We start from the raw sequence: 22,810 nt of genomic DNA on the forward strand, positions 1-22,810 counted from the left end.
CACCGAAAACGGCGGAGGGCCGCACGTACTCACGGTTTTCCAGGCGCTGCCGCCTCCACCGTGCGTTTGCGCGGGGCGGGCACCAGCGCGTGGACCGGGATTTCCAGGACGGGCATTTCCGGGGACGACGTTGCCATCGAGACGCGCCCAAAGACGTTGCCCCGTCCCATCGGCGGCACGGCCCGCACGATGAGTTCGTACTCGCGTCCCGGCACCACGGACCGCAGCGTCGCCTCAATTCCGCGATGGCTGCTTTCCGGCGCCTTCAGTTCCACGGGTTCCGAAAGCTGATTGACAATGCGGATCGTGCAGGTGGCGGACTCCGGGGCGTCCGGACGCGCCTCGAACACTGCGGATGCCGGCGTTGCTTCCAGCGGACGCCACACCACCGCCCGAACGTCCAGGGTCAGCACCGCCCCATCCCCCGGCCCGACACGAGTGCGGACGGTCAGGTGCTCGGCGACGGCGCCGCTGTAGGGCTCCGTGTGCAACTCGACGGGCAGGGTGGCGCTTTCGCCCGGCTTCAGCTTTGCGGGCCACACTCCGGGTGCCAGGCACGCGCAGGAGGTTTCGACCGCAGTGATCTCGACCGTTTCGTTGCCCTGGTTGGTGACTCGAAACTCGTGAAGCATCCGCGTGCCGGCGCGGACGCGTCCGAAGTCCTGCAGCGGCTCGAGGACCTCCAGGAGTTGCGGGAGTTGCGGGGGCTCCGGGTCACCGACGAGGGATCCCGTGGCCAGGAGCATCGCCGCGGCCATGCGCATCGCGTGCAGCATCTTCGCCATTGGTGAGGGCAGCAAGTGACGACGCGTCCGCGGGGTCAAGGACAAGAAATCCTGACGGCGGGCGATGAATTCCCGGAATGGCCTCGACGACATCGGGGAGCCTTGGTTGCCTTTGGCGATGGCCTCCGACGCGATGCCGCTCTTGGAACCCGTTCCTTTGAGCGCTGACCTCACGGGAAAGTTTCCAGGACAGGAGTGCTTCATCACCTTGGGTGAGCGTAAAGTTCCGATGGTTTTCTGTTGGTGTCCGCATGGAGCGGCCGCACCACGAAAACGTTCCGCAATGGGCAACGAGGTCGGGGCGATCACCGGGCCAGGAACGACTGGGCTTCCAGGATTTTGGCTCGCCAAACATCCCGTCTCCCAGGCCCAGTGGCAGGCGGTCATGGGGAACAATCCCAGCCAGCGAGGACGCGGGAATTCGCATCCGGTGGACAGCGTGTCTTGGGAAGACGCCTCGGCGTTTTGTCGAAAGGCCGGATTGCGCCTTCCCTTGGAGGCGGAGTGGGAGCACGCCTGCCGGGCAGGCACGGCCAGCCCGTTCGCCTTGGGAGAGGGCGCGTACCTGAACTCCCAAATGGCCAATTTCAACGGGGATTTCCCAGGAGGTAGTGGCGCGGGGGCCTTTAAATGGTTGTTTCGAACGAGGACCACTGAAGCGGGATCCTTCCCACCGAACGTATGGGGATTTCACGACATGCACGGCCAATTGTGGGAGTGGTGTGACGACAAGGTCGAAGGCGGGGCCCGCGCGCTGCGCGGCGGCAGCTGGAACGACCTCGGCGGGTACGCCGCGTCCGGCGCCCGCGTCGGCCTCGCGCCCGGCTTCCGGGACGGCATCATCGGCTTCCGGCCCTGCCCCAGTTCCACCGGGAAAGCGGTGAAGGAAAGGAGCAGGAGGCAGGGCAAGGAGTGAGGGAGGGACGACCGAGCGACGGCCCGGCCGGGCCGCGAGAGCAAGACTATGCCATTTGCGTTTTTTTTGGTTTCCGCTGATGCCAGCGCGGAAGCGGCGAGGGCGCTCAACACCTTTCTCGCCACTCACACTGTGGTCCGGGTCACTCGGGAGTGGTGCGGCTCGGGAAGCGTGGGCTCCTGGGCCTTTTGCATCGAATACACGGGCGCGGCGACAGAAGTCGGCGGCGCGGCGACCCGGGTGGACTATCGCGAGATCCTGCCTCCAAAACAGTTTGAGGTGTATGCGCGACTGCGGGCGCTGCGGAAGACCCTTTCGGATCGGGAGGGCCAGCCTCCGTTCGCCGTATTCACAAACGCGCAACTGGCTGAGATCGTTCGCCGGGAGTGTCGAACGGTGGACGATTTGAAGGGCATAGACGGCTTGGGAGAGGCGCGGATTGCCAGGTACGGAGCCGAGGTGTTGGCGTCCCTCGCCGAAGGAGGAGAGAAATGAGGTCGGTGGGCGGGTTGCTGGAGAGGATGATTGGGAGGGACAACGTGCTCCTCGCAGTCCGTCGCGCATTGCGGGGCCGGCGGTTGCGTCCGGAAGTCATCCGTTATCTGGAAGGGTTCGAGGACGAGATGGAGTGGTTGAGGGAGCAGTTGATGACGGGAGCGGCAGACTGCGGCGATTGTCACGAGTTTCGAATTTTCGACCCGAAGGAACGCTGGATCACGGCCCCAGTGTTTCGGGAGCGGGTGTTGCATCACGCTGCGATGAACGTGTGCGGACCAGTGCTTGACCGACGGTTGACCTCTCACACGTACGCCTGCCGGATGGGACTGGGGACCTTTGCCGCGGTGGAGGCTGCCTGCCGGGCTGCGGGCAGGCAGCCTTGGTTTCTGAAGCTTGATGTGAGGAAGTATTTTGACAGCGTGCCTCATCACAGGCTCGAGTCGTTCTTGGACCGGGTTTTTCGGGAGCGGCAAGCCGTGAGGCTCCTGATAAACCTGGTCAAAGCCTACCGGCAGGGCTCGAACTATGGATTGGCCATCGGAACCTTAGTGTCTCAGCATCTGGCCAACTTTTACCTCACCGCATTGGACACCTTGGTCCTTCAGGAAATCCGCCCCGGCGGTTACGTGCGATATATGGACGATATGGCGCTTTGGTTTGGCACGCGCGACGCCGCCCTCAGTGCGCGCGACCGCATTATCCGCTTCGCGACCGCGCCCCTTGAATTGACGTTCAAAACGGTCGCGATTCAGCGGTCGAATCAAGGAATGGATTTTCTCGGCCACCGGATTCATCCCCATTGGGCGGGTTTGGGGCGCCGAAGCCGTCGCCGGTACTCTCGGAACATCCGCCGGCTCCATACTGCTTGGTTGGCAGGGGAGGTTTGTGAGAGGGAGGCGCAGGATCGCGGAACGGCGCTGGGGGCATTTATTGGGCATGCCCGATGCCTGGAGTGGCGTCGGCGTGTCGTCCGGGATTTGGGAGACGGGCCGCAGGCAGGGACCGCGCGCTGCGCGGCGGCAGCTGGAACAACAACGGCGAGAACGCCGCGTCCGGCAACCGCAACGGCAACGCGCCCGGCAACCGGAACGACAACATCGGCTTCCGGCCCTGCCCCAGCTCCGGCGGAATGCGGGGATGCCCCGATGGAACAGGCCCGTCTTCCGGCTCCAGGCCCTCCGGGCCTGGACAAAACCCACGCGCCCCGGCGCCGGTTGGTAGCGGAGAGGCCGACGGCCCGCTCTGCCAAGGCGGGCGCCGGGGACCACCCCAAGGAAGCTGAATGAACACAGATGGCCTTCACTTGGCCCGCCAGCGCATTGCCGATTGTGTCCAGTTGGACGGGTCCGGAGTTCTGATTCAGCGGAAGGAAGGGCTCAACCTCGCCGGACTCGGGCTCACCGATGAAGATTTGGAGGGGCGATTCAATCCCGGGGAACGGCAACTGCCGGAGATCGGGCTGCAGAACCTGAAGCGATTGAGGTACCTCGACCTGTCGGGCAACCGGCTGACCCGGCTGCCGGTCGGTGTGACGTCCATGGCGGAACTGCGATGGCTGGGTCTCAACTTCAACGCCCTCGAGTCCCTGCCGGACGGCCTGGGGGTGCTCAGCGGCCTGCAGCGGCTGTACGTGCGCGGAAACCGGCTCCGGCACCTGCCCGAGTCCATCGGCCTCTTGCCGCGATTGCTGGAACTCGATCTGCACGGGAACGCGCTGGAGGCGTTGCCATCAACGTTCATCAAGTTGCTAGAGCGGGAAGGGACCCCGGGCGATTCTGCCGTTCATTTGGAGTTGGGCGGGAATCCGCTCCAGGCGGAAGCGGCGGCCGGAGCCGGCCGCGAGACCTTGCTGGCCTACTTGCGGGCGTTGCAGCAGGAATCCGGGAAACCTCAGGGAAAGCTGCTCCTCGTCGGAGAGGGGCGGGTGGGCAAGAGCTCGCTTCTGCGTGCGCTCCTAGGCCTCCCTCATGACGCCGCGTTGTCCACCACCCATGGATTGAAGATTGAACGCTGGGAACTGGCGGGAGCCGGCGGCCACGGCAATCCGGTGCAGCTGAACTGCTGGGACTTCAGTGGCCAGCAGGAGATGCGGGAGACCCATCAGATGTTCTTCACTGCTCCCGCGTTGTACCTCCTGGTGTGGGATCCCAACCGCGGCCAATCCGAGTCGGAGCGCCAGTTGTTCGAGTGGCTCTGGCTGATCCATCAATGCCAGCGCGAAGGGGCACGCGCCCGGGTGCTGGTGGTGGCGACGTTTCACCGGAGCCGCGACCGGCATGAACCGGACAACAAATTCGACCTCCTCAGAGATTTTGGGCCGGATGGGGCGGGAATCCTCCACGGGTTTGTCAGCGTGGACAGCGATGATGATTCTGCGGGTGGGGGACGGTACGGCATTTCGGAAGTGTCGAAGTGGGTCCGAAACCAGATTGTAGAGGACGCCACCTTCACCCAGTCCGTTCCCGCCCGTTGGGAGGAGGCAGTCGGGGAATGCCTGGGCGGTCGCACCCCGATTCTTAGGTGGGAGGAATTCGTGGGGATCTGCCGGAGCCATGGCCGGGAACTTCCCGTGGAGGCGCTGGGGCGGACCATGAATGCGCTGGGGCGGCTCGTCTGGTTCGAAGACGAGTCCGTCCTCCGCGACTACGTCGTCCTACAACCTGCCTGGCTGGGCAAGGCCATCTCCTATGTCTTCGAAAAGGCCTCCTCCGTTCCCGAAGTAGAAACCCGGGAAACGCCTTTGGGTGCCGGGTTGGTACCGACGTCGGCCATGGACAAGATCTGGACCGCACCTGGAACGCGGGATGAGTCGGGGAATCCGGAGCCCGGATATCCCGCGTACCTGTTTCCCATCTTCCGAAGGTTGATGCGGAAATTTGATATGATCCAGCCCCTCGGACCCGCGGTCGCGACGGCTGCCCGCGACGGCCAGGGTGGGGAGCCGCAATGGTATCTGGTTCCCGCGCGTCTCGCAGGAAAGCCGGAAACTTGGGATCGGGACTGGTCTTCCCGGGGAACGATTGCCTTGCGCCTGGCGCTCAAGAGCCGCGGGTGGAAGCCGGAGGCTTCAGAAGCGGACCTCAACCCGTGGATTGCCCAGGGGATCTTCTGGCGGTTGATTGTTCGGCTGCATCCCCAGGCCCAGGGACGGCAGTCGCTGGCTAACGCCGCCCACTGGCGCCGCGGGCTCCGACTGCGGGACCGGTCTTGGGGAGACGCCCGTGTCCACCTGGAAAGGCACTGCATCTATTTCGAAGGATCCACCCATTTGAGCGGCTGGGTGCTCAGCGCCCTTGATCAACTCCTGGCCGACGTAAACCAGCGGTTCAAGACGCAGGTGCACTATGACGAGGAACTGGCCTGCCAGCCGGTGAGTTCCGAGGAGGCTGGTACGCAAATCGAATGTGCTCAAGGGTTGGATTGCCGCCGGTATTTTTCGCCCGAACGGCTGCGTCGCTGGCTTGAACCTGGCCCTCAAGGACGGCAGGTCACGGTCCTCGAATGCGGACAGGGCACGTGCGATTTCCAAATTGATGTGCGACGAACCTTGGGCGGATTGCATTTCACAGCCATCCCATAGGGAGGCGTTTACAAATGGGATAGGTTCGGAATCCATTGGAATTCCGTTACGGCAGAGGAAAATGACTTTAAGGATTACATCAGTCAATCCAGCGGGGCATTTCCGGCGTCGTGCTGTCCCACAGCTTCAACAGAATTGTGGGAAAAAGCCTTGTTCCGGCCGCGCCAAGTTGCGGTAACTGCCCTGCTTTTCGTCCCATAGCGCCCTTAAAAATCCCGGCAGATCCAGCGTTTGCCATATTTGAGAGCGCACCAAGGCAAAGCCGCCAGTGTTGTAAGCGTCCATTCATGCGCCCGGGGTTGTATCTCAACAACAAATGAACCAGTGAATGCCGTCCAGACCTGCCAGCGGATTGCATTGGCGCTTATACTCCGATCAGAGCTCAGAGCTGAGCGTCTGTTTCAGTTGTTTGAATGAACACCCCTGATCTCCCACTGTGCTTTGTGGCCAACGCTATCACCTCGTGCTCGCGGCCCACCTCAGTTCGTTGGTCAGAAAGACCATCTCCTGCTCCCGGCCCGTCCACCTCCACCAGCGCGCGGATCCGGCGTGCGGAAAGCTGCCGTTGCTCAGGGCCACCCATTCGTCGGCCAGGATCTTTTCCCCCTTGGGGGCACCTCTCCCGCCGCTCCAGGACGTCGCACACCATCCCTTCCTTCCAGCGCGCGTCACCCAGACCACCTCCCGATCGGAAAGGTCCTTTGAGGTGCTTCCGATCGACATGTACGCACGGGTCGAAAACCACCACTTCCCTGTTTTCAGCCCGCGCAATGTTTCCGAGCCCGGCCGGCATCCGATTCCCGGGCGGTGTCCACCACCACGTAACCCGGCAACAGCGACTGAAAATTGAGGCGCACATACTTTGGCGGCGGTCGCCGCCGGTGCTGGAGCCTCAGGGCATGCAGTTGGCCACCAGTTCAATCGTGGTCGAGTCCACCACGGATCGTCGCCTTGAATCAGCCTCAGGCGCCCTGACAGCCGCCGTCCCCGAAACCCGGACTCTGCTCGCAAATGCTCTCCAGGGTGCGCTGCAAACAGATCCTCCGCCATCTTGTTAAGCCGCCTTGATTGGCGCGAGAGGGTGGGGCGTTGCGGTGTGTGGAGGGTGGCCCCGCGGATGGCGGACAAGGCCGGAGTAGAGCAGCGCATCGCACAGGTCATTGAGACCGAATGCATGGCTTAGCTTTCCATAGATCAGGGCCACCACATGGCTCCAGTGACTAAAGGTTCGGGCCTTGCTCTCCGCCCGGTGCTCCCTGGCCAAGGACGCCACCAAGTGCGGCGGAATCAGTTTGCAAAGCTGGCCGAGAATCGTGAACTTGCTGCGGGCTGAGTTGAGATGTTTTTTCATTCACGGACAGGCTGCGTCGCCCGCCCGCAAAACGTCAACTCAGCCTTTTTCCACCCCATTTCCTATGGGATGGCTGTGATTGCATTTTGGCCGTGCCACCGAGGACAAGGTGTTGAGCGAACTGAAAATACTTCGAGAGGGGGTTGACGAGATCCGCGATGGGATGAGGACGCTCCTGAGCTCAGCCCGAAATCTGGACGGGCTGCTGGTCCAAGTGGTTGAGAGCCTCCATCAATCAGGCGGGCGGTTGGACGGGGTGGTCGAAGCGGCCATCAAGAAATACCTGCCTGAACTGAAAACTGTCATGTTCGAGGTCCTTCGGGCGAATGATGAGGACACCAGCCGCCGGGGACCGAGTCTGTTCAGTTTTCAGCCAGCCGAGTCCTACAGTTTCTGGACGGACATCGGGCCGCGCCTCGCCAAGAAAGTTATCCTGCATGTCCATTGTGAGCATTCGTTGCTTCCGGTCTCCTGGCTCAAGAATGGCGTGGATTCTCCTGGGCGTTTTGAGATCGAATCATCGGTCGAGTGGGTCCGAAGGCTTGGGCCATTTTTCCTGGGCTTGGGGCGGCTGTTGGGGGCCGGCAGTGTCCTGTCTGTCGCCTTCGGAGGTTCCGACTCGATTGCCCAACCCGTTCTCGAGGCGTTCAAGACGGTCCCGGCCGAGCTTTTTTCCAAGGGCCCGGTGCTCCCACCTGACATGAATCCAGGGGGGGACACCTGGGACCCTCGCAAGCCGTGGTGCGCCGATCCCAGGTGGCTGGCGGACATGCATGAAATCATTCGCGAAAAACTCGGTCTCGACCCGGCCGCCGAACTGCACGAGCACTCCCGCCGCATTGGATTGGTCCGGGTCTGGGATCGGAACAACAGCCGCTTTCTTTGGGTCCACCCGCAGTTCGAGTCGCTCTACGCCGAATGCTGAGAAAGCAACCTTCAGGGCGTCCACCGATCTTATGGGTGCCCGGCCGGGTTCGTCTTCCGAGGTTGGGGTCAAGACTCTCTGCAGCCTTTGGTGGCCGCCGGGTGCACCCAGATGAAGCGTCCAGCGTGGGGTTCGCAAGCCAGCGAATGGCCTGCATCAGATCGGAGTCCCGACAGGGCAGGAGCTGATGGTGCTACTTGTCCACCAACACGTGGGCACTCCTGGCATCACCCAATTGGGACGGCAGTTGACGCCGGGCTACTGAAGTCGCGCCGGGCGCTCACCGGATCCACGGTTCCTCGAGGACGATCTGCACCGCGGCCTCCACGGACAGGGCCTGGCCCCGCTGCCACTCCGCGTCGAAGCGATCGGCGGAGACCCGCTGTCGGAGATCCCGCAGCGCGCGGTCGTGGGCCGACTGTTCCACACGGGAAAACGACTGGGCCAGCATCTCCCGCTGCACCGCGGCCGCACCGTAGAGGAGCACCGCCCGTTCGGGCTTCCCCCGGCCCGCCAGCAGGTCGCCAATGGTCTCCAAAACGTGGGGGACGGCCCATTTGTTTCCCAAGTCCCGGGCGATCGTCAGCGCCTGCTGAAGGTGGCCTTGTGCCGCTGCGGCGTCGCCCAGGGCGAGGCAGACGCGTCCCAGGCCGCCGTGCAGCAGGCCGATGATCCACGGGTCGCCCAGCGCCTGATAGGTGCGCAGCGCCGCTTCCTTCAACTCCCGCGCCGTGGCGAAGTCGCCGGCGTCGGCGGACAGGCTCCCGCGTCCGTTGCTCACCAGCGCCAGCAGCCGGTCCGAGTGCAGCGTCTCGCCCACCGCCTGCGCCTGCTTGAAGTGGGCGAGGGCTTCCCCGGTGCGGCCTTCATTCCGTTCAATGAAGCCGAGAAAGGCATGCGCAAACCCGGCCTCGGAGGCCAGGCCCCATGCCTGGTACAGGCGCAGCGCCTCCCGGTAGTGGCGCCGGGCGTCGGGGTCGCGATCCTGGCACCAGGCCAGCCGGCCGGCCCCCTGGATGGCCCGGGCCCGGATCACGGATTCTTCGGCCGGGGTTGCCTGGAGGAGCTGCAACAGATGCTCATAGCCCTCCACAAAATAGTTGCGGACCTCCCAGTAGCGGACGAGCGCCGCCGCGAGCGCCAGGCCGGACGGGATCGTTTCCGGACTCTCGAGACTGAAGCGCAGGGCGTGGTTCAAGTTGTGGTGCTCCACACCCAGCCGGTCGAGCCACTCCTTCTGTCGTCCGCCGTACAGCTCGGGTTCGACCCGCCCGGCGAAGCGGACGAAGTATTCCAGATGGCGCCGGCGGAAGCGGTCCCTCTCTCCGTGCCGGCTGAGCTGCTCGTCGGCGAAGCTCCAGATGGATTCCAGCAGGGTGTAGCGCGGATCTCCTGTTGCCCCCCGTTCCACCATGAGCAGCGACTTGTCCGCAAGCGACGACAGGAGGTCGAAGATCTCCGTCCGCTCCAGACCGTCGCCCGAACAAACCTCCTCGGCCATTTCCAGCGTGCGTCCGGCGACAAACACCGTCAGGCGCCGCAGGAGAACCCGTTCCTGCGGGCGGAGGAGGTCATGGCTCCACTCGATCAGGGCGCCGAGCGTCTGCTGCCGGGGCAGCGCGGTCCGGTTGCCTCCGGTCAGGAACCGGAACCGGTCATCCAGACGTTCCAGAATCTGGCGCAACGGAAGCTGCTTCGCCCGCGCGGCCGCCAGCTCGATGGCCAGGGGGATGCCGTCGAGGCGCCAGCAGATTTCCGCCAGTTCGCGCGCGTTCCCGGGAGTGAGGGCGAAGCCCGGATGGACCGCCGCCGCCCGATCCACAAACAACTGGACCGATTCCAGTTGCGCCAGGTCGGCGAACTCCAGTCCGGTGACGTCCCCATCGAACGCCGCCGCGGTCAGCGCCGGCACGGGCCAGAGCGACTCACCGGCGATGTTCAGGGGCTCACGGCTGCTCGCCAGAATCCGGACCTGCGGACACCGTGCCAGGAGTGTGGACGCCAGGCGCGCGACCGCCGCAATGAGGTGCTCGCAGTTGTCGAGCACGAGCAGAAGGTGCCGGGGACGCAGCGCGTCGAGCAGGGTGTCGAGCGCCGAACGTCCCGCCTCGGTCCGGATCTCCAGCGCCGTCGCCACTGCCTCCGGCACCAGGCCGGGATCGGTGATCGTCGCCAGTTCCACGAGCCAGACTCCATGGGGAAGGGTGTCAAGAACCTCGGCCGCCACCTGCAGGGACAGGCGGGTCTTTCCGGTGCCGCCGGGCCCCGTCAGCGTCACCGCCCGCGAGCTCCCCAGCAGCCGCTTGACCTCGGCCATCTCGCGGGCGCGTCCGATGAAGGTGGTGACCTGCGCCGGCAGGTTGTTCGGCAGCACCTCCAGGGACCGCAGCGGGGGGAAATCCGCGGGCAGATCGCGCGCCACCACCTGGAAAATGCGCTCGGGACGGCTGAGGTCCTTGAGGCGACGTTCCCCCAGGTCGCGGAGGGAGATTTCCGGTGGCAGGGCCGCGCGGGTGCGCTCGGCGGCCACGGAGGACAGCAGGGTCTGGCCGCCGTGGGCGGTGGACAGCAGTCGCGCCACCCGGTTGAGCGTGGGCCCGAAGTAGTCGTTGTCGCGTTGCTCCGCCTCGCCGACATGCAGCGCCATCCGGACCCGCAGCGGTCCGGTCTCCTCCCAGGCGGCCGCGGCCAGATGCCGCTGGGCCAGCGTGGCCGACAGGAGTCCGTCCAGCGTGCTCTCGAAGGCCACGCAGAAGGCGTCGCCCATGGTCTTGAACACGTGGCCGCGGTGCTCGACGAACACCGCGCGCATCAGGGCGTCATGCTGCGCCAGGGCACGCCCCATCGCCTGGGGATGCATTTCCCACAGGATGGAACTCCGCTCGATGTCGGTGAACAGGAAGGTGACGCACTTTGACGGGGGTGACATGACGGGGATTGGCGCTTCGCGGCAGTCCGGTGACCGGCCTGCCTGCGTCCGAACGACGCGGGCGCTTCGGGTGGTCATTTTCGCCGCCGCCGCCCACACCGCCAGCCGATTGTTGGGCGACCCTGGCATCGTGTACCCAGTTCAGAGCAGATTGAGGGGCGTGTGTGGACTCATTTCAACGGCAGCAACCACGCGCCCAGGAGCACGAGCAGGAAACCCGTGCAACCCATCAGGCTCATCATCACGCTCGCCGTCTTCAGGGTCTCCACCTCCGACATCCCGGACATGCGCCCGATGATCCAGAAACCGCTGTCATTCATCCACGGCACCGGTTTCGAGCCGCATCCCACGGCCAATGCCAGATACACGGGATGGAACGGCAGCTCCATGGCGAGCGCGACCGGGGCCATGACACCGGACGCCGTCAACATGGCGACGGTCGCCGATCCCTGGGCACTGCGGACCAGTGCGGTCACGACAAAGGTCGCCGTCAGGAGGCCAAGGCCCGTCCCGCCCGACGACGGCGTCAGTTGGGACGCCACGTCGGTCTGGCGCAGGGCCGCACCGAACGCCCCACCCGCCGCCGTGATCAGGAGGATGACGCCGCCGCCGGTCACTGCGGGGCCCAGGGCCTCCTTCAAGGGTTGCCAACGCCACTCGAACCGTCGCACCAGCAACCCGATGGCGGCCCCGGTCCCCAGGAGCAGGGCCATGGTCCCCTGACCGAGGAACTGGACCGCACGAAGGGCGGCAGTCGGTTCGGGAGCCACCACCTTCCACGTCTCCGCGAGTCCGATCAACAAGACCGGCAGCACGATGGGCAGGAGCGCCAGCAGCAGCGGCGGCGGTTGGGTACCATCCGCCACCGGGGTGATGGCCGCCGTATCGCTGCCGGCGGTCGTTCCCGCGACGGACCGCACAGGGATGGGCCAGCGGCGGTTCGCCCAGCGGGCATACCACCAGCCCGTCGTGACCGAGAACCCGCCCACGAGCATCCCGCCGATCATCATCGCGCCGAGGGAAACCCCGAATTCCTTCGCGGCGAAGAGCGGTCCCGGGGTCGGCGGGACGAGCGAATGGGCCATCGTCGCCCCGGCAACAATGGACAGGGTGTAGAGCAGGAAATTCCGGCCTGTCCTGGCCGCGAGCCCGCGACCCAGCGGCAGCATGAGATAGAAGATCGTGTCGAAGAATACCGGGATCCCGAGCAGGAACGAACCGGCGGCAAAGGCCGGGGGCGCCCGACGTTCCCCGAACATTTCGAGGATCCAACCGACGATGCGGTCCGCCGCGCCGCTCTGGGTCAGGCCGGCTCCGATGACCGACGCGAGGAGGATCATCAGACCGATGGCGGCGCAGGTGGCTCCAAAACCTTCACCGACCAGTTCCAGAGGATGCGCCTGACCTTGGGCCACGGCCCGGTTCCACGCCGACGCCGGGGCGAGCCAGACCGTTGGATGCGCCGCCAGTTCGGCATCGCCCCCCGTCAACTCCTGCGGCCCCCGTGCGATGGCGGGTGGGCTGAGGATGCCTTCCGCGAGCAAGCGCGGTTCCGATGCAGTCCGCTCGAACGCGATCACGGCCCCCGACGGAACCGGTTGGCCCCCGGTTGGGGTGGCCGAAATCCGTCCATCGGAATGCGTGAGTTGCACCTGGACGGCGGACGGCCGCAGCGACTGCCATTGGCGGACGGAGGGCGGGGTGAGGAGGCACACGACGAACGCGGCGACGATGAGGGAAAGAAACGCGTGCAACCGCAGCAGCAGGAGGCAGCCAACCATGACGACCGTGCCCGTGAGCACGATGAGAAGCGGGGACACCCGGCGATGACAGCGGAAGGCCGCCCCACTTTAAAGTCCCCGGTTGGGCGGACCGCAGTTCGACGGAAGGAACGGCACGGCAAGGTCCCCGCGCCGGGCCGGGGCATTGCCGGCGATCCGCGGAAGTCTCGCGCGCCACCTCCACCAGCTCCACCAAGGTTGCATCCGGTGCGAACGGTCTCCTACGCTCGTCGCACACCGACGATGGCCACTGCGCGCAAACGCCCCGAGGAACTCCGCAGCCATCGCTGGTTCGGCCCCGACGATCTCCGCTCGTTCGGGCACCGGTCGCGAACGAAGCAGATGGGGTTTGACACCGAGGATTTCGCGGGCCGGCCGGTCATCGGGATCCTGAACACCTGGAGCGATCTCAACACCTGCCACACGCATTTCCGGGAGCGTGCGGAACAGGTGAAACGCGGCGTGTACCAGGCCGGCGGATTTCCCGTGGAACTGCCGGTGCTCTCGCTGAGCGAGCAGTTCATGAAACCGACCTCGATGTTTTATCGCAACCTGACGGCGATGGAGGTCGAGGAAACGCTTCGCTGTCATCCCCTCGACGGCGCGGTGTTGATGGGGGGCTGTGACAAGACGGTGCCCGCCCTGTTGATGGGCGCGTTCTCCATGGACCTGCCGTGCCTCTTCCTGCCGGCGGGTCCGATGCTCAAGGGACGCTGGCGGACCGAGACGCTCGGCAGCGGCAGCGACGTCTGGAAGTACTGGGCCGAACGCTGCGCGGGCAGGCTGGGCTGTGATGCCTGGCGCGAGTTGGAGGACGGCATCGCCCGTTCCCCGGGCACGTGCATGACCATGGGCACCGCGTCCACGATGGCGGCCGCGGTCGAGGCGCTCGGGTTCATCCTTCCCGGGGGCGCCACCGTGCCTGCCGTCCACTCCGCCCACGCCCGGCTCGCCGCCCAATGCGGACGCCGGATTGTCGAGATGGTCTGGCAGGACTTGAAACCGTCCCGGCTGCTCTCCCGCGAATCCTTCCTCAACGCGATCACCACGCTGATGGCCATCAGCGGCTCAACGAACGCCCTCGTCCATCTCATCGCCATGGCCGGACGCGCCGGAATCCGGATCACGCTGGACGATTTTGACGCGATCTCCCGCCGCACACCCGTGCTGGTCAACCTCCGGCCGGCCGGGAAGTACCTCATGGAGGACTTCCATGACGCGGGAGGCGTTCCCGCACTGCTGGGCCGCCTGCGCGACCTCATGCACGGGGATTGTCCCACGGTCTCCGGGATGACCCTCGACGAAATCGCCGCCGAGGGAGAGGTCTTCGGGGACGACGTCATTGTTCCCCGTGATCAGCCCCTGTGTGCGGAAGGCGGCCTGGCCGTGTTGCGCGGGAACCTGTCCCCCGACGGTTGCGTGATCAAACATACGGCGATGGATCCGCGCTTTCTCCAACACACGGGTCCCGCACTGGTGTTCCGGGACTATCCGGATCTCAAGGCCCGCATTGATGCGGAGGACCTGCCGGTCACGCCGGATAGCGTCGTCGTCCTCCAGCACGCGGGCCCGGTCGGGGCTCCGGGGATGCCCGAGTGGGGGATGCTGCCGATTCCGAGGAAGCTCCTCCAGGCCGGCGTGCGGGACCTGCTCCGGATCTCCGATGCGCGCATGAGCGGCACGGGCTACGGCGCCTGTGTGCTCCACATCGCCCCCGAGTCCGCGATCGGCGGCCCGCTCGCGTTGGTGCGCGACGGCGACGTCATTGAACTGGATGTGTCGGAACGGCGACTCCACTGGCATGTGACCGACGCCGAGATCGCCCGGCGCCGGGCCGGTTGGCAGCCGGCCGGGCCGCGGTTTGCCCGGGGGTATGGCCGGCTGTTCACCGAGGAGATCACGCAGTCGAACGAAGGCTGCGATTTCAAATTTCTCCACCACGGACCGCCCACGCCGGAACCGGATATCTTCTAGTCTCCATGGACACCCGAACCCTCACCCCGGCCCGCCTCGCTTCCTCCGTCATTGCCGTGCCGCCCATGGCCCGGGACGCCAACGAGCGGGTCGTCAAGGCCGAGAACACCCGACTCGTCCGCCACATCGAGGCGGGAGGGGTCAGCATCCTGCTCTACGGCGGCAACGCCAACTTCTACCACATCCGCCCGAGCGAATACGGCTCGGTGCTTGAGATGCTCGCGGAGATCACCGGGCCGGACACCCTGGTGATCCCGTCCGCGGGCCCGTCCTACGGTCTTTCGATGGACCAGGCGGGCGTCGCCCGGGATTTCCCCTTCCCGACGGTGATGGTTCTCCCGCATCAGGGATTGAACACGTTCGCCGGGGTGGAGACAGGGCTGCGCCGCTTCGCGGAGAAATATGGTCGTCCGATTGTCGTGTACGTGAAGCAGGAGGGCTATGTGACCCCGAAGGAGGTCGCCCGCCTGGTCCGGGACGGCTGCGTCTCGTGGATCAAATACGCCATCGTGCGACCGGATCCGGCCGAGGATCCATTTCTCAGGGATCTGCTCCAGGAGGTGCCCGCGTCCATGGTCGTCAGCGGCATTGGCGAGCAGCCCGCCGTCGTGCATCTGCGCGATTTTAAGGTGAACGGCTTCACCAGTGGTTGTGTCTGCGTCGCCCCGCGATTGTCCATGCAGTTCCTCGCCGCCGCGAAGGCCGGGGACTGGGTCGCGGCGGACCAGATCCGCTCACGCTTCAAGCCCCTGGAGGACCTGCGCAACGCCATCAACCCGGTCCGCGTCCTTCACGAGGCGGTGCGGTCCACCGGGATTGCGGACACCGGACCGATCTTGCCGTTGTTGAGCGGGTTGTCCGAAGAACAGGCGGCGATGGTGGGCCGGGTGGGTCGCGAATTGTTGGATGCGAACGGGTGAGGCGTGGAGGCGCGGAGGCGGATGCTGCGGCGGCTGAAGACGGTCCGTCCGCATCGGGAACTTGCCGCGGGAGCGGTTTGTGCGGACTACTGGCGGCCGCATGAAGCCGTTTCCGATCCCGGTTTTGCTGGTGGCCGCCCTCCTGGTGCCGGCCATCGCCGCGGGCTGTCGCACCGAACGTCCCATGAAGTCCTCCCCGCGCCCCGATTATCCGTCCACCGCCACCACCAATGTCGTCGAAGACTACCATGGGGTGTCGGTCGCCGACCCGTATCGCTGGCTGGAGGATGAAAACGCGCCGGGCACCCGTGCGTGGATCGAGGCGGAAAATGCAGTGACCTTCGCCTTTCTGGAGGCGTTGCCGCGGCGGGAGGCGTTGAGGCAGCGGCTGACGCAGCTCTACCAGTACGACCGGTTTGGCGTCCCCCGCAAATCCGGCGGCCGCTACTTTTACACCCGCAACCGGGGCCTCGAAAACCAGCCCACCCTGCTGACCACGACCGCGCTGGACGCCGAGCCGTCGGTGCTGCTCGACCCCAATCAGCTTTCCGCCGAGGGCACCATCGCCCTGAAGAGTTACACGCCGAACGACCAGGGGACGCTGGTGGTCTGCGCGCTGTCGGTGGCCGGCTCGGACTGGGAGGAATGGCGCGTCCGCGATGTCGCCACCGCGCAGGACACCGGGGACGTGCTCCAATGGGTCAAGTTCTCGGGCTGCGCTTGGAACCGCGAGGGTTCCGGGTTCTTCTATTCGCGGTTCGATGCGCCTGCGGAATCGGGTGTGCTGAGCCAGATCAACGAGTACCAGAAGCTGTTCTTTCACCGCGTCGGCACGCCCCAGTCCGAGGACCGCCTGGTTTACGAACGGCGGGACCATCCGAAGTGGGGGTTCGGCGGTGAAACGACGGAGGACGGACGGTACCTGGTGATTTCGGTGAGCGAGGGCACGGACACGCGGAACCGGGTCTTCTATCAGGAGTTGGGGCGGGACGACGCCCCGGTGGTCGAGTTGCTCAACGACTTTGACGCGAGCTACCAGTTCATCGGCAACGAGGGATCGCGCTTCTACTTTCTCACCGACCTCGACGCCCCCCGCAGCCGCATCCTGGCCGTGGACCTGGGGCGTCCGGAACGCAGCCAATGGCAGGAGGTGGTGCCGGAATCCGATGCCACCCTCGTCTCCGCAGGCCTGGTCGGCGGGCGGTTCGTCACGGTGTATCTGCGGAATGCGTACAGTGAGGTGAAGCTCTTTGCCCTGGACGGGCGATTCGAGCGCTCGCTGGCCCTGCCGGGAATCGGGTCGGTCTCCGGGTTCTCGGGCCGGCAGGACGCGACCGAGACCTTCTTCAGCTACACGAGCTTCAACACCCCCTCGAGCATCCATCGGTACGACTTTGCGACGGCGGAAACCTCGCTGTGGAAGGAGCCGAAGGTGGATTTCTCACCGGCCGACTACGAGACCCGCCAGGTCTGGATCACCAGCCGTGATGGCACCCGGGTTCCGATGTTCATCACCGGCCGCCGGGATCTGGACACGACGCGGCCGCATCCGGCCCTCCTCTACGGCTACGGAGGATTCAACATCTCGATCACCCCGTCCTTTTCCCCGGCGAACCTCCTCTGGATGGAACTGGGCGGGTGGTATTGTGTGCCAAACCTGCGGGGTGGCGGCGAGTTTGGGGAATCGTGGCATCAGGCCGGAACAAAGCTGCAGAAGCAGAATGTCTTCGACGACTTCATCGCGGCGGCGGAATGGCTGACGGCACAGGGCTGGACCACCCCGCACCAGCTCGCGATCGCCGGCGGGTCGAACGGCGGGCTGCTGGTCGGCGCGGCCATGACGCAGCGTCCGGAGCTGTTCGGCGCGGCACTGCCCGCGGTCGGGGTGATGGACATGCTGCGGTTCCATCTGTTCACCATCGGCTGGGCCTGGGTCAGTGACTTCGGCAGCAGTGCCAATGCGGAGGAGTTCCGGGCGCTGCTGGCCTACTCCCCGTACCACAACCTCCGGCCGGGCACCTGTTATCCGGCCACACTCGTCACGACCGCCGATCACGACGACCGGGTGGTGCCGGCCCACAGCTTCAAGTTCGCCGCACGGCTGCAGGCGGTTCAGGCGTGTGACCGGCCGGTGCTCATCCGCATCGAGACCCGTGCCGGTCACGGGGCCGGGAAGCCGACCTCCAAGATCATCGAGGAGGGCAGCGACCGGATCGCCTTCATCGCCCATGAGCTGGGTGTGCCGGGCCATTGAGTCCGGAGCCCTCCGGTCCTGAACGAGCGCGGCCGGCGTCGCGGGTCCCCGTCCGGCCGAATTCACCGCAATGTTCCACTGGCGGCTTGCCGGGGCGCGGGCCGAACCGGTCTGCTGGGTGCCGGCATGTCCGCGGACTCCCCTGCAAGACCTCCGGTGTCGTGGCTGACCGGGTGGCTGGCCCGGGCGCCGACGCCGGTGTTCGTGGCCGTCGCCATCGCGGCGGCGTTCACCACCTACTTTGCCATGTACGCCTTCCGGAAGCCGTTCGCCGCGGCGACCTTCGAGGGCCAGTTCTTCCTGGGCACCCAGGTGGCGCTCAAGACGGCGCTGGTGATCAGCCAGATCCTCGGCTACGCGCTCTCGAAATACGTGGGGATCAAGGTCTGTTCCGAGGTCGTCCCCTCGCGCCGGGCGGGGCTCCTCGTCGGACTGGTGGTCTGGGCCCAGGGGGCGCTCGTGCTCTATGGGTTCCTGCCCGACGACTGGAAGGTGGTCGCCATCTTCCTGAACGGGCTGCCGCTCGGCATGATCTGGGGGCTCGTGGTCTGGTACCTCGAAGGGCGTCGCACCTCCGAGATCCTGCTCGCCGGCCTCAGCCTGTCTTTCATCATCGCCAGCGGGGTCGTGAAGGATTTCGGACGCGCCCTGATGGAGGGCGTCGTTGCGGGCTGGTGGCAGGCGGTTCCGTTGGTGGGGCCGCCGCTGGGCCGGCTTCTCGGGCGCGTCAGCGAGGGCTGGATGCCGGCGGTGGCCGGCTTTCATTTCCTGCCGGTGTTCCTCGGTTCCGTGTGGCTCCTGAACCAGCTGCCGCGCCCTTCGGATGCCGACATCCTCGCCCGCGTCGAGCGGGAGCCGATGGGCGGGGCGGACCGCCTGGCCTTCATCCGGCAATTCGCCCTGGGTCTTGGCTTCCTGTGCCTGGCCTATTTCTTCCTGACCGCCTACCGCGATTTTCGCGACAACTACCAGGTGGAGATCTTTGACGGGCTTGGCTACCCGTATGCGAACAACAAGACCGTCATCTCCAAGGCGGAGACGATCGTCATGTTTGGGGTGCTCGGCGTGCTGGCGCTGCTCAACCTGGTGAAGGACAACCGGCACGGACTGCTCGCCGCGCTGGCGATCATGTCCGGCGGGGTGCTGCTCCTCGGCGTTTCGACCGCGCTGCTCCAGGCCGGGATGCTGGACGGCTTCTGGTGGATGACCCTGACCGGACTCGGTTCCTACCTGGCCTATGTGCCTTACGGCTCGGTGCTGTTCGACCGGTTGATCGCCTCGACCCGGGTGGTGGGCACCGCGGTGTTTGCCATCTACCTGGCGGACGCCATCGGCTACACCGGATCGGTGGGCGTGCAGTTGTACAAGGATCTCGCGGCCGGGGCGGTGTCGCGCCTGAATTTCTTCGTTGGGTTCACGTGGTTCATGAGCGCCCTCGGGCTCGTCTGCCTGGTCGTCAGTGCGGCCTACTTCGCCCGCCGGACCCGGCGCCCATGATGTCGGAGAATCTCCTGACCTTTCCCTTGGTCCCGACCAGTCCTCCTACGCGGGGGACACCTCCAGTTGGAGGCAGGCTGCGTTGGCATTGGCGTCGGTGACGAACTGCGGGATGCCCCGGACCCCACCCAGCGATGCGCGATGGGTGTGGTGACCGGTCAGGGGGTCAGGATCCGGACGCACGGCGTTCCAAACGATCCCGCGGGTTCCAGGCACCGCAGGGCCGAGGCCAGGGTGGCGGCGATGTCCGTGATGTGGAAGTCATCGGCGTAGCGTCCGGGCCTGAAACCGCTCCCGAAGAAAAGAACCGGGACGCGCGTGTCGTAGGCATACGGCGATCCGTGGGTGGTGCCGGTTGCCGAACCGCCGGGAATCGCAAAGGGCTTGTGGACGAGCACCAGATCGCCGCTTCGTTCCGGGTTGTACCCGTTGAGCACGCACTGGCCGATCCATCCGGGGGCGGTTCCGGCGAGCAACTGATCCCTCGTGAAACAGGCCTGGAAGAGCCCCGTGCCCAGCGCGTACTCCCGGATGAACGAGGTGACGGCTGCGAGGGAAAGCTGTTTGTCGCGCAGGGTCTCGTGGTTGAGATGGAGGTTGCCGTTGGAAAGGGCGGGCGTCAGGAAGTACTTCCCGGACCCGTACTGCTGATCCAGCCGCGTCATCAGGTCGGTCATGAACGACCCGCCCTCGGTCGTCCCGTCCAGTCCCATCGCCTTCGAGTACTCGACAGTGGGGGCCACGCCGTGATCCGCGGTCAGCACGATCATCACCTGCTCCAGGCCGAGGCGCTGATCGAGATGGTTGAAGAGCCGCTCCAGTTGCCGATCGAGTCTCAGGACGTGGTCCTGGACCTCCTGCGAGTAGGGTCCGAACTTGTGGCCGCAACCGTCCAGCGACGAGAAGGAAAGGCAGAGCAGGTCCGGACGTCCCCGCTGTCCCAAGCCCTCGGCATCGAGGGCCGCCAGGGCGAACTCCGTCGTGAATTCGTCCCCAAACGGCGTGGGGAAGAACTGGACGACCCCATTGGTGGTGCTGCGAATCACGTGGGGGAAAACGCTGTTCGTCTCCCCCTCCAGGTGGGCCTCCCCGATGCCAATGTCGGCAAAGGCGTATTGGTCCTCCGGCAGCAGCCGGTCCCAGACCCGGCCGTCGTAGCTCTGCGGCAGCTGCCGCTCGTTGAACTGTTCGACCCATGCGGGCAGGTTCGTCATGTAGTGCGTGCTGGAGACGAACCGGGCGGTGCCGGAGTCATACCAGTAGGCCCCCGCAGGCTTCTTGCCGGCCGGCAAAATGGCCCCGCGATCCTTCAACGCGAGGCTGATGACCTTCGATTCGAACTGCAGACGCATCTCGTCCGCCAGGGTGCCGCCAATGAGGCGATGGGGAGAGGCCTGCCCGGCGGCATTGGTGGTGCCGACGCCCTGGACGGAGGTGTCGGCGACGCATCCGACCTCCTTGCGGGTCCTGCGGTCAAACCAGCTGTTGCCCAGGATGCCGTGGACCGCGGGGCCGCAGCCGCTCAGGAAGCTCGCGTGTCCGGGTCCGGTGACCGTGGGGGCGTAATTGTACCGGGCGAACGTCATGAACGCCCCGCGTTCGGTCAGGAGTCGGAATCCGTTGGTGGAAAAGTGGGGCTCAAACCGGTCAAGGTAGTCGCCGCGCAACTGGTCCACCGTGATGGCGATCACCAGTTTCGGCGCGCCGGCACCTACGCCCGCGGTAAGGGCACCGAAGCCAAGCCAAGCAGAGATGATCCAGTAGATCCAATGGACAACGCGCATTGTTTGTGGGGACGCCGGCACCCGGGTCGAAAGGACCGGGCGCTGGGCACCGATGTGCGACGCACAGAAAAGGATCCCATTCATGAAAGGTCGTTGCCAGTCGCTGGCATCACGGGGAAAGGATGCGTACCCGGGCCCCGGGTGGCGACCGGGTTTTGACGTTGCGATCATCCAGGCCCCGCTCCTGAAGTCCTCGGTGGGTTTGTGCGGACCTGAATCAGGGCAGGGGCGTTGGCTCGAGAGGGATTGCAGGCGCCGGCGGTGGTTGAAATGCAGAGGTGGTTGGCGCTTCTCCGCAGCGGCATTTCGCCGCTATTCTCCGCAGGTGTCGCGCGAGGATGCAGGATGGCGTTGGAAGTCCGCACGGGCCTGGCGGCGCTGGATGACCGTCCTGTGGGTGGCGGTGCGGGGGATCGTGGGGTTGTCTGCAGCAGACTGGCCGCAATTTCTCGGACCCAATCGCAATGGGTCCACCCCGGAAATTGTTGGCTCCTCATGGCCGGCTGAAGGTCCGACGCGGCGCTGGCGATTGGACGCCGGAGAGGGTTTTGCCGGACCGGTGGTGTCCGGATCCCGGGTCTTTCTCTTCGAGCGCCAGGGCGGCGACGACATTTTGACCGCGGTGGAGGCCGGATCCGGACGCAACCTCTGGGCGCAGCGCCAGCCAACGGCGTTTGTGGACACGATGGGTTCCGGGGATGGCCCGCGCTCCACGCCGTGCGTTGCCGGCAACCGGGTGGTGACGTTCGGGGCCGACGGGCGGCTGAGCTGCTTCGCCGTCGCGGATGGCCGGAGGCTCTGGACGGTGGAGGCCCGCCGCGAGTGGGACGCGGACCCGGGATTCTTTGGGTTTGCGTGTTCGCCGCTCGTGGTCGGGCGGTTGGTGATGCTCAACCTGGGCGGTCGCCGTGGTGCCGGACTGGCAGCGTTCGAACTCGAGACCGGCAAGCCGGCCTGGAAGTGCACGGACAGCGAGGCGGGATACGCCTCCCCGGTGCCGGTGCCTGGCGGCGACGCGGATCTGGTCTGGTTTTTCCATCGCGACGGACTGGCGGGGGTGGCCCAACCGTCGGGCGAAGTCCGGTTCCAGTTTCCGTGGCGGTCCCGCATGAGCGCCTCGGTCAACGCGGCCAGCCCGGTGGTGACTACCAACGAGGTGTTCGTCACTTCCAGCTATGGCACCGGCGCCGTGTTGCTGCGGCGCCGGGGTGGTGACTGGACGACGGTTTGGACCGGCGACGACTCGCTGTCGGCGCACTTTGCCACGCCGGTCCTGCACGCCGGGCACCTGTATGGTTTTCATGGCCGCCAGGAACGCGGGGCCGAGCTGCGATGCGTTGAGTGGGCGACCGGACGCGTCCGCTGGCGTCACGAGGCGCCCGGAGGCGGGACACTGGCGCTGGCGGGGGACCGGTTGGTGGTGCTCCTCGAAACCGGAGAACTGGTGGTGGCTCCGGCGGTTCCAGATGGATTCCGGCCGGCCGCAAGAGCGCAGGTGTTGGGCCGGGTAGCCCGGGCTCCCTTTGCCATCGCCGAGGGTGCGCTGTTTGCACGGGATTCCCGGCATTGGGTGTGCCTCCAACTGGGGGCGACGACTCCGCCGTAGGATCTCCGAG

General features: G+C 65.8%; 17 protein-coding genes. 10 read left to right on the forward strand and 7 right to left on the reverse strand.

Annotation, left to right across the window (positions count from 1 at the left end):
- Window positions 1–29: 29 nt before the first annotated feature.
- Window positions 30–785, reverse strand: coding sequence for a DUF1573 domain-containing protein (locus KF791_12975; protein ID MBX3733495.1), 756 nt, complete (start codon window positions 783–785; stop codon window positions 30–32).
- Window positions 786–1,068: 283 nt separating this feature from the next.
- Between KF791_12975 and KF791_12980 the strand changes: the two genes are divergently transcribed.
- From KF791_12980 to KF791_12995, 4 genes are read left to right on the forward strand one after another with little or no spacing between them, the layout of a single operon-like run.
- Window positions 1,069–1,701, forward strand: a complete 633-nt coding sequence (locus tag KF791_12980) for a formylglycine-generating enzyme family protein (protein MBX3733496.1) — start codon at window positions 1,069–1,071, stop codon at window positions 1,699–1,701.
- Window positions 1,702–1,749: 48 nt separating this feature from the next.
- The gene (locus tag KF791_12985) at window positions 1,750–2,196 is read left to right on the forward strand and encodes an HRDC domain-containing protein (GenBank protein MBX3733497.1); all 447 of its coding nucleotides are present in this window, start codon (window positions 1,750–1,752) and stop codon (window positions 2,194–2,196) included.
- A gap of 26 nt (window positions 2,197–2,222) precedes the next feature.
- Window positions 2,223–3,485, forward strand: coding sequence for a hypothetical protein (locus KF791_12990; protein MBX3733498.1), 1,263 nt, complete (start codon window positions 2,223–2,225; stop codon window positions 3,483–3,485).
- Window positions 3,482–5,779, forward strand: a complete 2,298-nt coding sequence (locus tag KF791_12995; protein ID MBX3733499.1) for a hypothetical protein — start codon at window positions 3,482–3,484, stop codon at window positions 5,777–5,779. Before KF791_12990 ends, KF791_12995 begins: the two co-directional genes overlap by 4 nt.
- Window positions 5,780–6,235: 456 nt before the next feature.
- Here the strand turns inward: KF791_12995 and KF791_13000 are convergent, their stop codons facing one another.
- Both KF791_13000 and KF791_13005 read right to left on the reverse strand, forming a co-directional pair.
- Window positions 6,236–6,502 (reverse strand): hypothetical protein, encoded by a 267-nt coding sequence (locus tag KF791_13000; GenBank protein ID MBX3733500.1) that lies wholly within the window; start codon window positions 6,500–6,502, stop codon window positions 6,236–6,238.
- Window positions 6,503–6,833: 331 nt separating this feature from the next.
- Window positions 6,834–7,130: a DUF4372 domain-containing protein gene (locus tag KF791_13005; protein ID MBX3733501.1), complete on the reverse strand. Its 297-nt coding sequence runs from the start codon at window positions 7,128–7,130 to the stop codon at window positions 6,834–6,836.
- A 163-nt stretch (window positions 7,131–7,293) separates the two neighbouring features.
- Here KF791_13005 and KF791_13010 point away from each other — a divergent pair, with 163 nt between their 5' ends.
- The gene (locus tag KF791_13010) at window positions 7,294–8,055 is read left to right on the forward strand and encodes a hypothetical protein (GenBank protein ID MBX3733502.1); all 762 of its coding nucleotides are present in this window, start codon (window positions 7,294–7,296) and stop codon (window positions 8,053–8,055) included.
- Window positions 8,056–8,335: 280 nt separating this feature from the next.
- Here KF791_13010 and KF791_13015 read toward each other — a convergent pair whose 3' ends face one another.
- Window positions 8,336–11,062: an adenylate/guanylate cyclase domain-containing protein gene (locus KF791_13015; GenBank protein MBX3733503.1), complete on the reverse strand. Its 2,727-nt coding sequence runs from the start codon at window positions 11,060–11,062 to the stop codon at window positions 8,336–8,338.
- Window positions 11,063–11,154: 92 nt separating this feature from the next.
- Window positions 11,155–12,804: a GntP family permease gene (locus tag KF791_13020; protein ID MBX3733504.1), complete on the reverse strand. Its 1,650-nt coding sequence runs from the start codon at window positions 12,802–12,804 to the stop codon at window positions 11,155–11,157.
- Between the two features lie 204 nt (window positions 12,805–13,008).
- Here KF791_13020 and KF791_13025 point away from each other — a divergent pair, with 204 nt between their 5' ends.
- The 4 genes from KF791_13025 to KF791_13040 all read left to right on the forward strand — a co-directional run bounded on the left by KF791_13025 (window position 13,009) and on the right by KF791_13040 (window position 19,410).
- Window positions 13,009–14,739: a dihydroxy-acid dehydratase gene (locus tag KF791_13025; GenBank protein MBX3733505.1), complete on the forward strand. Its 1,731-nt coding sequence runs from the start codon at window positions 13,009–13,011 to the stop codon at window positions 14,737–14,739.
- Between the two features lie 5 nt (window positions 14,740–14,744).
- Window positions 14,745–15,659, forward strand: coding sequence for a dihydrodipicolinate synthase family protein (locus KF791_13030; protein ID MBX3733506.1), 915 nt, complete (start codon window positions 14,745–14,747; stop codon window positions 15,657–15,659).
- 184 nt (window positions 15,660–15,843) lie between these two features.
- Window positions 15,844–17,913, forward strand: coding sequence for a S9 family peptidase (locus KF791_13035; GenBank protein ID MBX3733507.1), 2,070 nt, complete (start codon window positions 15,844–15,846; stop codon window positions 17,911–17,913).
- Window positions 17,914–18,159: 246 nt separating this feature from the next.
- On the forward strand, window positions 18,160–19,410 hold the full coding sequence (locus KF791_13040; protein MBX3733508.1) for a hypothetical protein: 1,251 nt from the start codon (window positions 18,160–18,162) through the stop codon (window positions 19,408–19,410).
- A gap of 45 nt (window positions 19,411–19,455) precedes the next feature.
- Here the strand turns inward: KF791_13040 and KF791_13045 are convergent, their stop codons facing one another.
- Both KF791_13045 and KF791_13050 read right to left on the reverse strand, forming a co-directional pair.
- On the reverse strand, window positions 19,456–19,593 hold the full coding sequence (locus KF791_13045; GenBank protein ID MBX3733509.1) for a hypothetical protein: 138 nt from the start codon (window positions 19,591–19,593) through the stop codon (window positions 19,456–19,458).
- On the reverse strand, window positions 19,569–21,194 hold the full coding sequence (locus KF791_13050; GenBank protein MBX3733510.1) for an alkaline phosphatase family protein: 1,626 nt from the start codon (window positions 21,192–21,194) through the stop codon (window positions 19,569–19,571). Before KF791_13050 ends, KF791_13045 begins: the two co-directional genes overlap by 25 nt.
- Before the next feature lie 325 nt (window positions 21,195–21,519).
- On the opposite strand from KF791_13050, the gene KF791_13055 reads away from it, so the two are divergent.
- The gene (locus tag KF791_13055; protein MBX3733511.1) at window positions 21,520–22,800 is read left to right on the forward strand and encodes a PQQ-binding-like beta-propeller repeat protein; all 1,281 of its coding nucleotides are present in this window, start codon (window positions 21,520–21,522) and stop codon (window positions 22,798–22,800) included.
- Window positions 22,801–22,810: the final 10 nt, after the last annotated feature.

This window comes from Verrucomicrobiia bacterium (assembly GCA_019634635.1).
Lineage (GTDB): Bacteria > Verrucomicrobiota > Verrucomicrobiia > Limisphaerales > UBA9464 > UBA9464.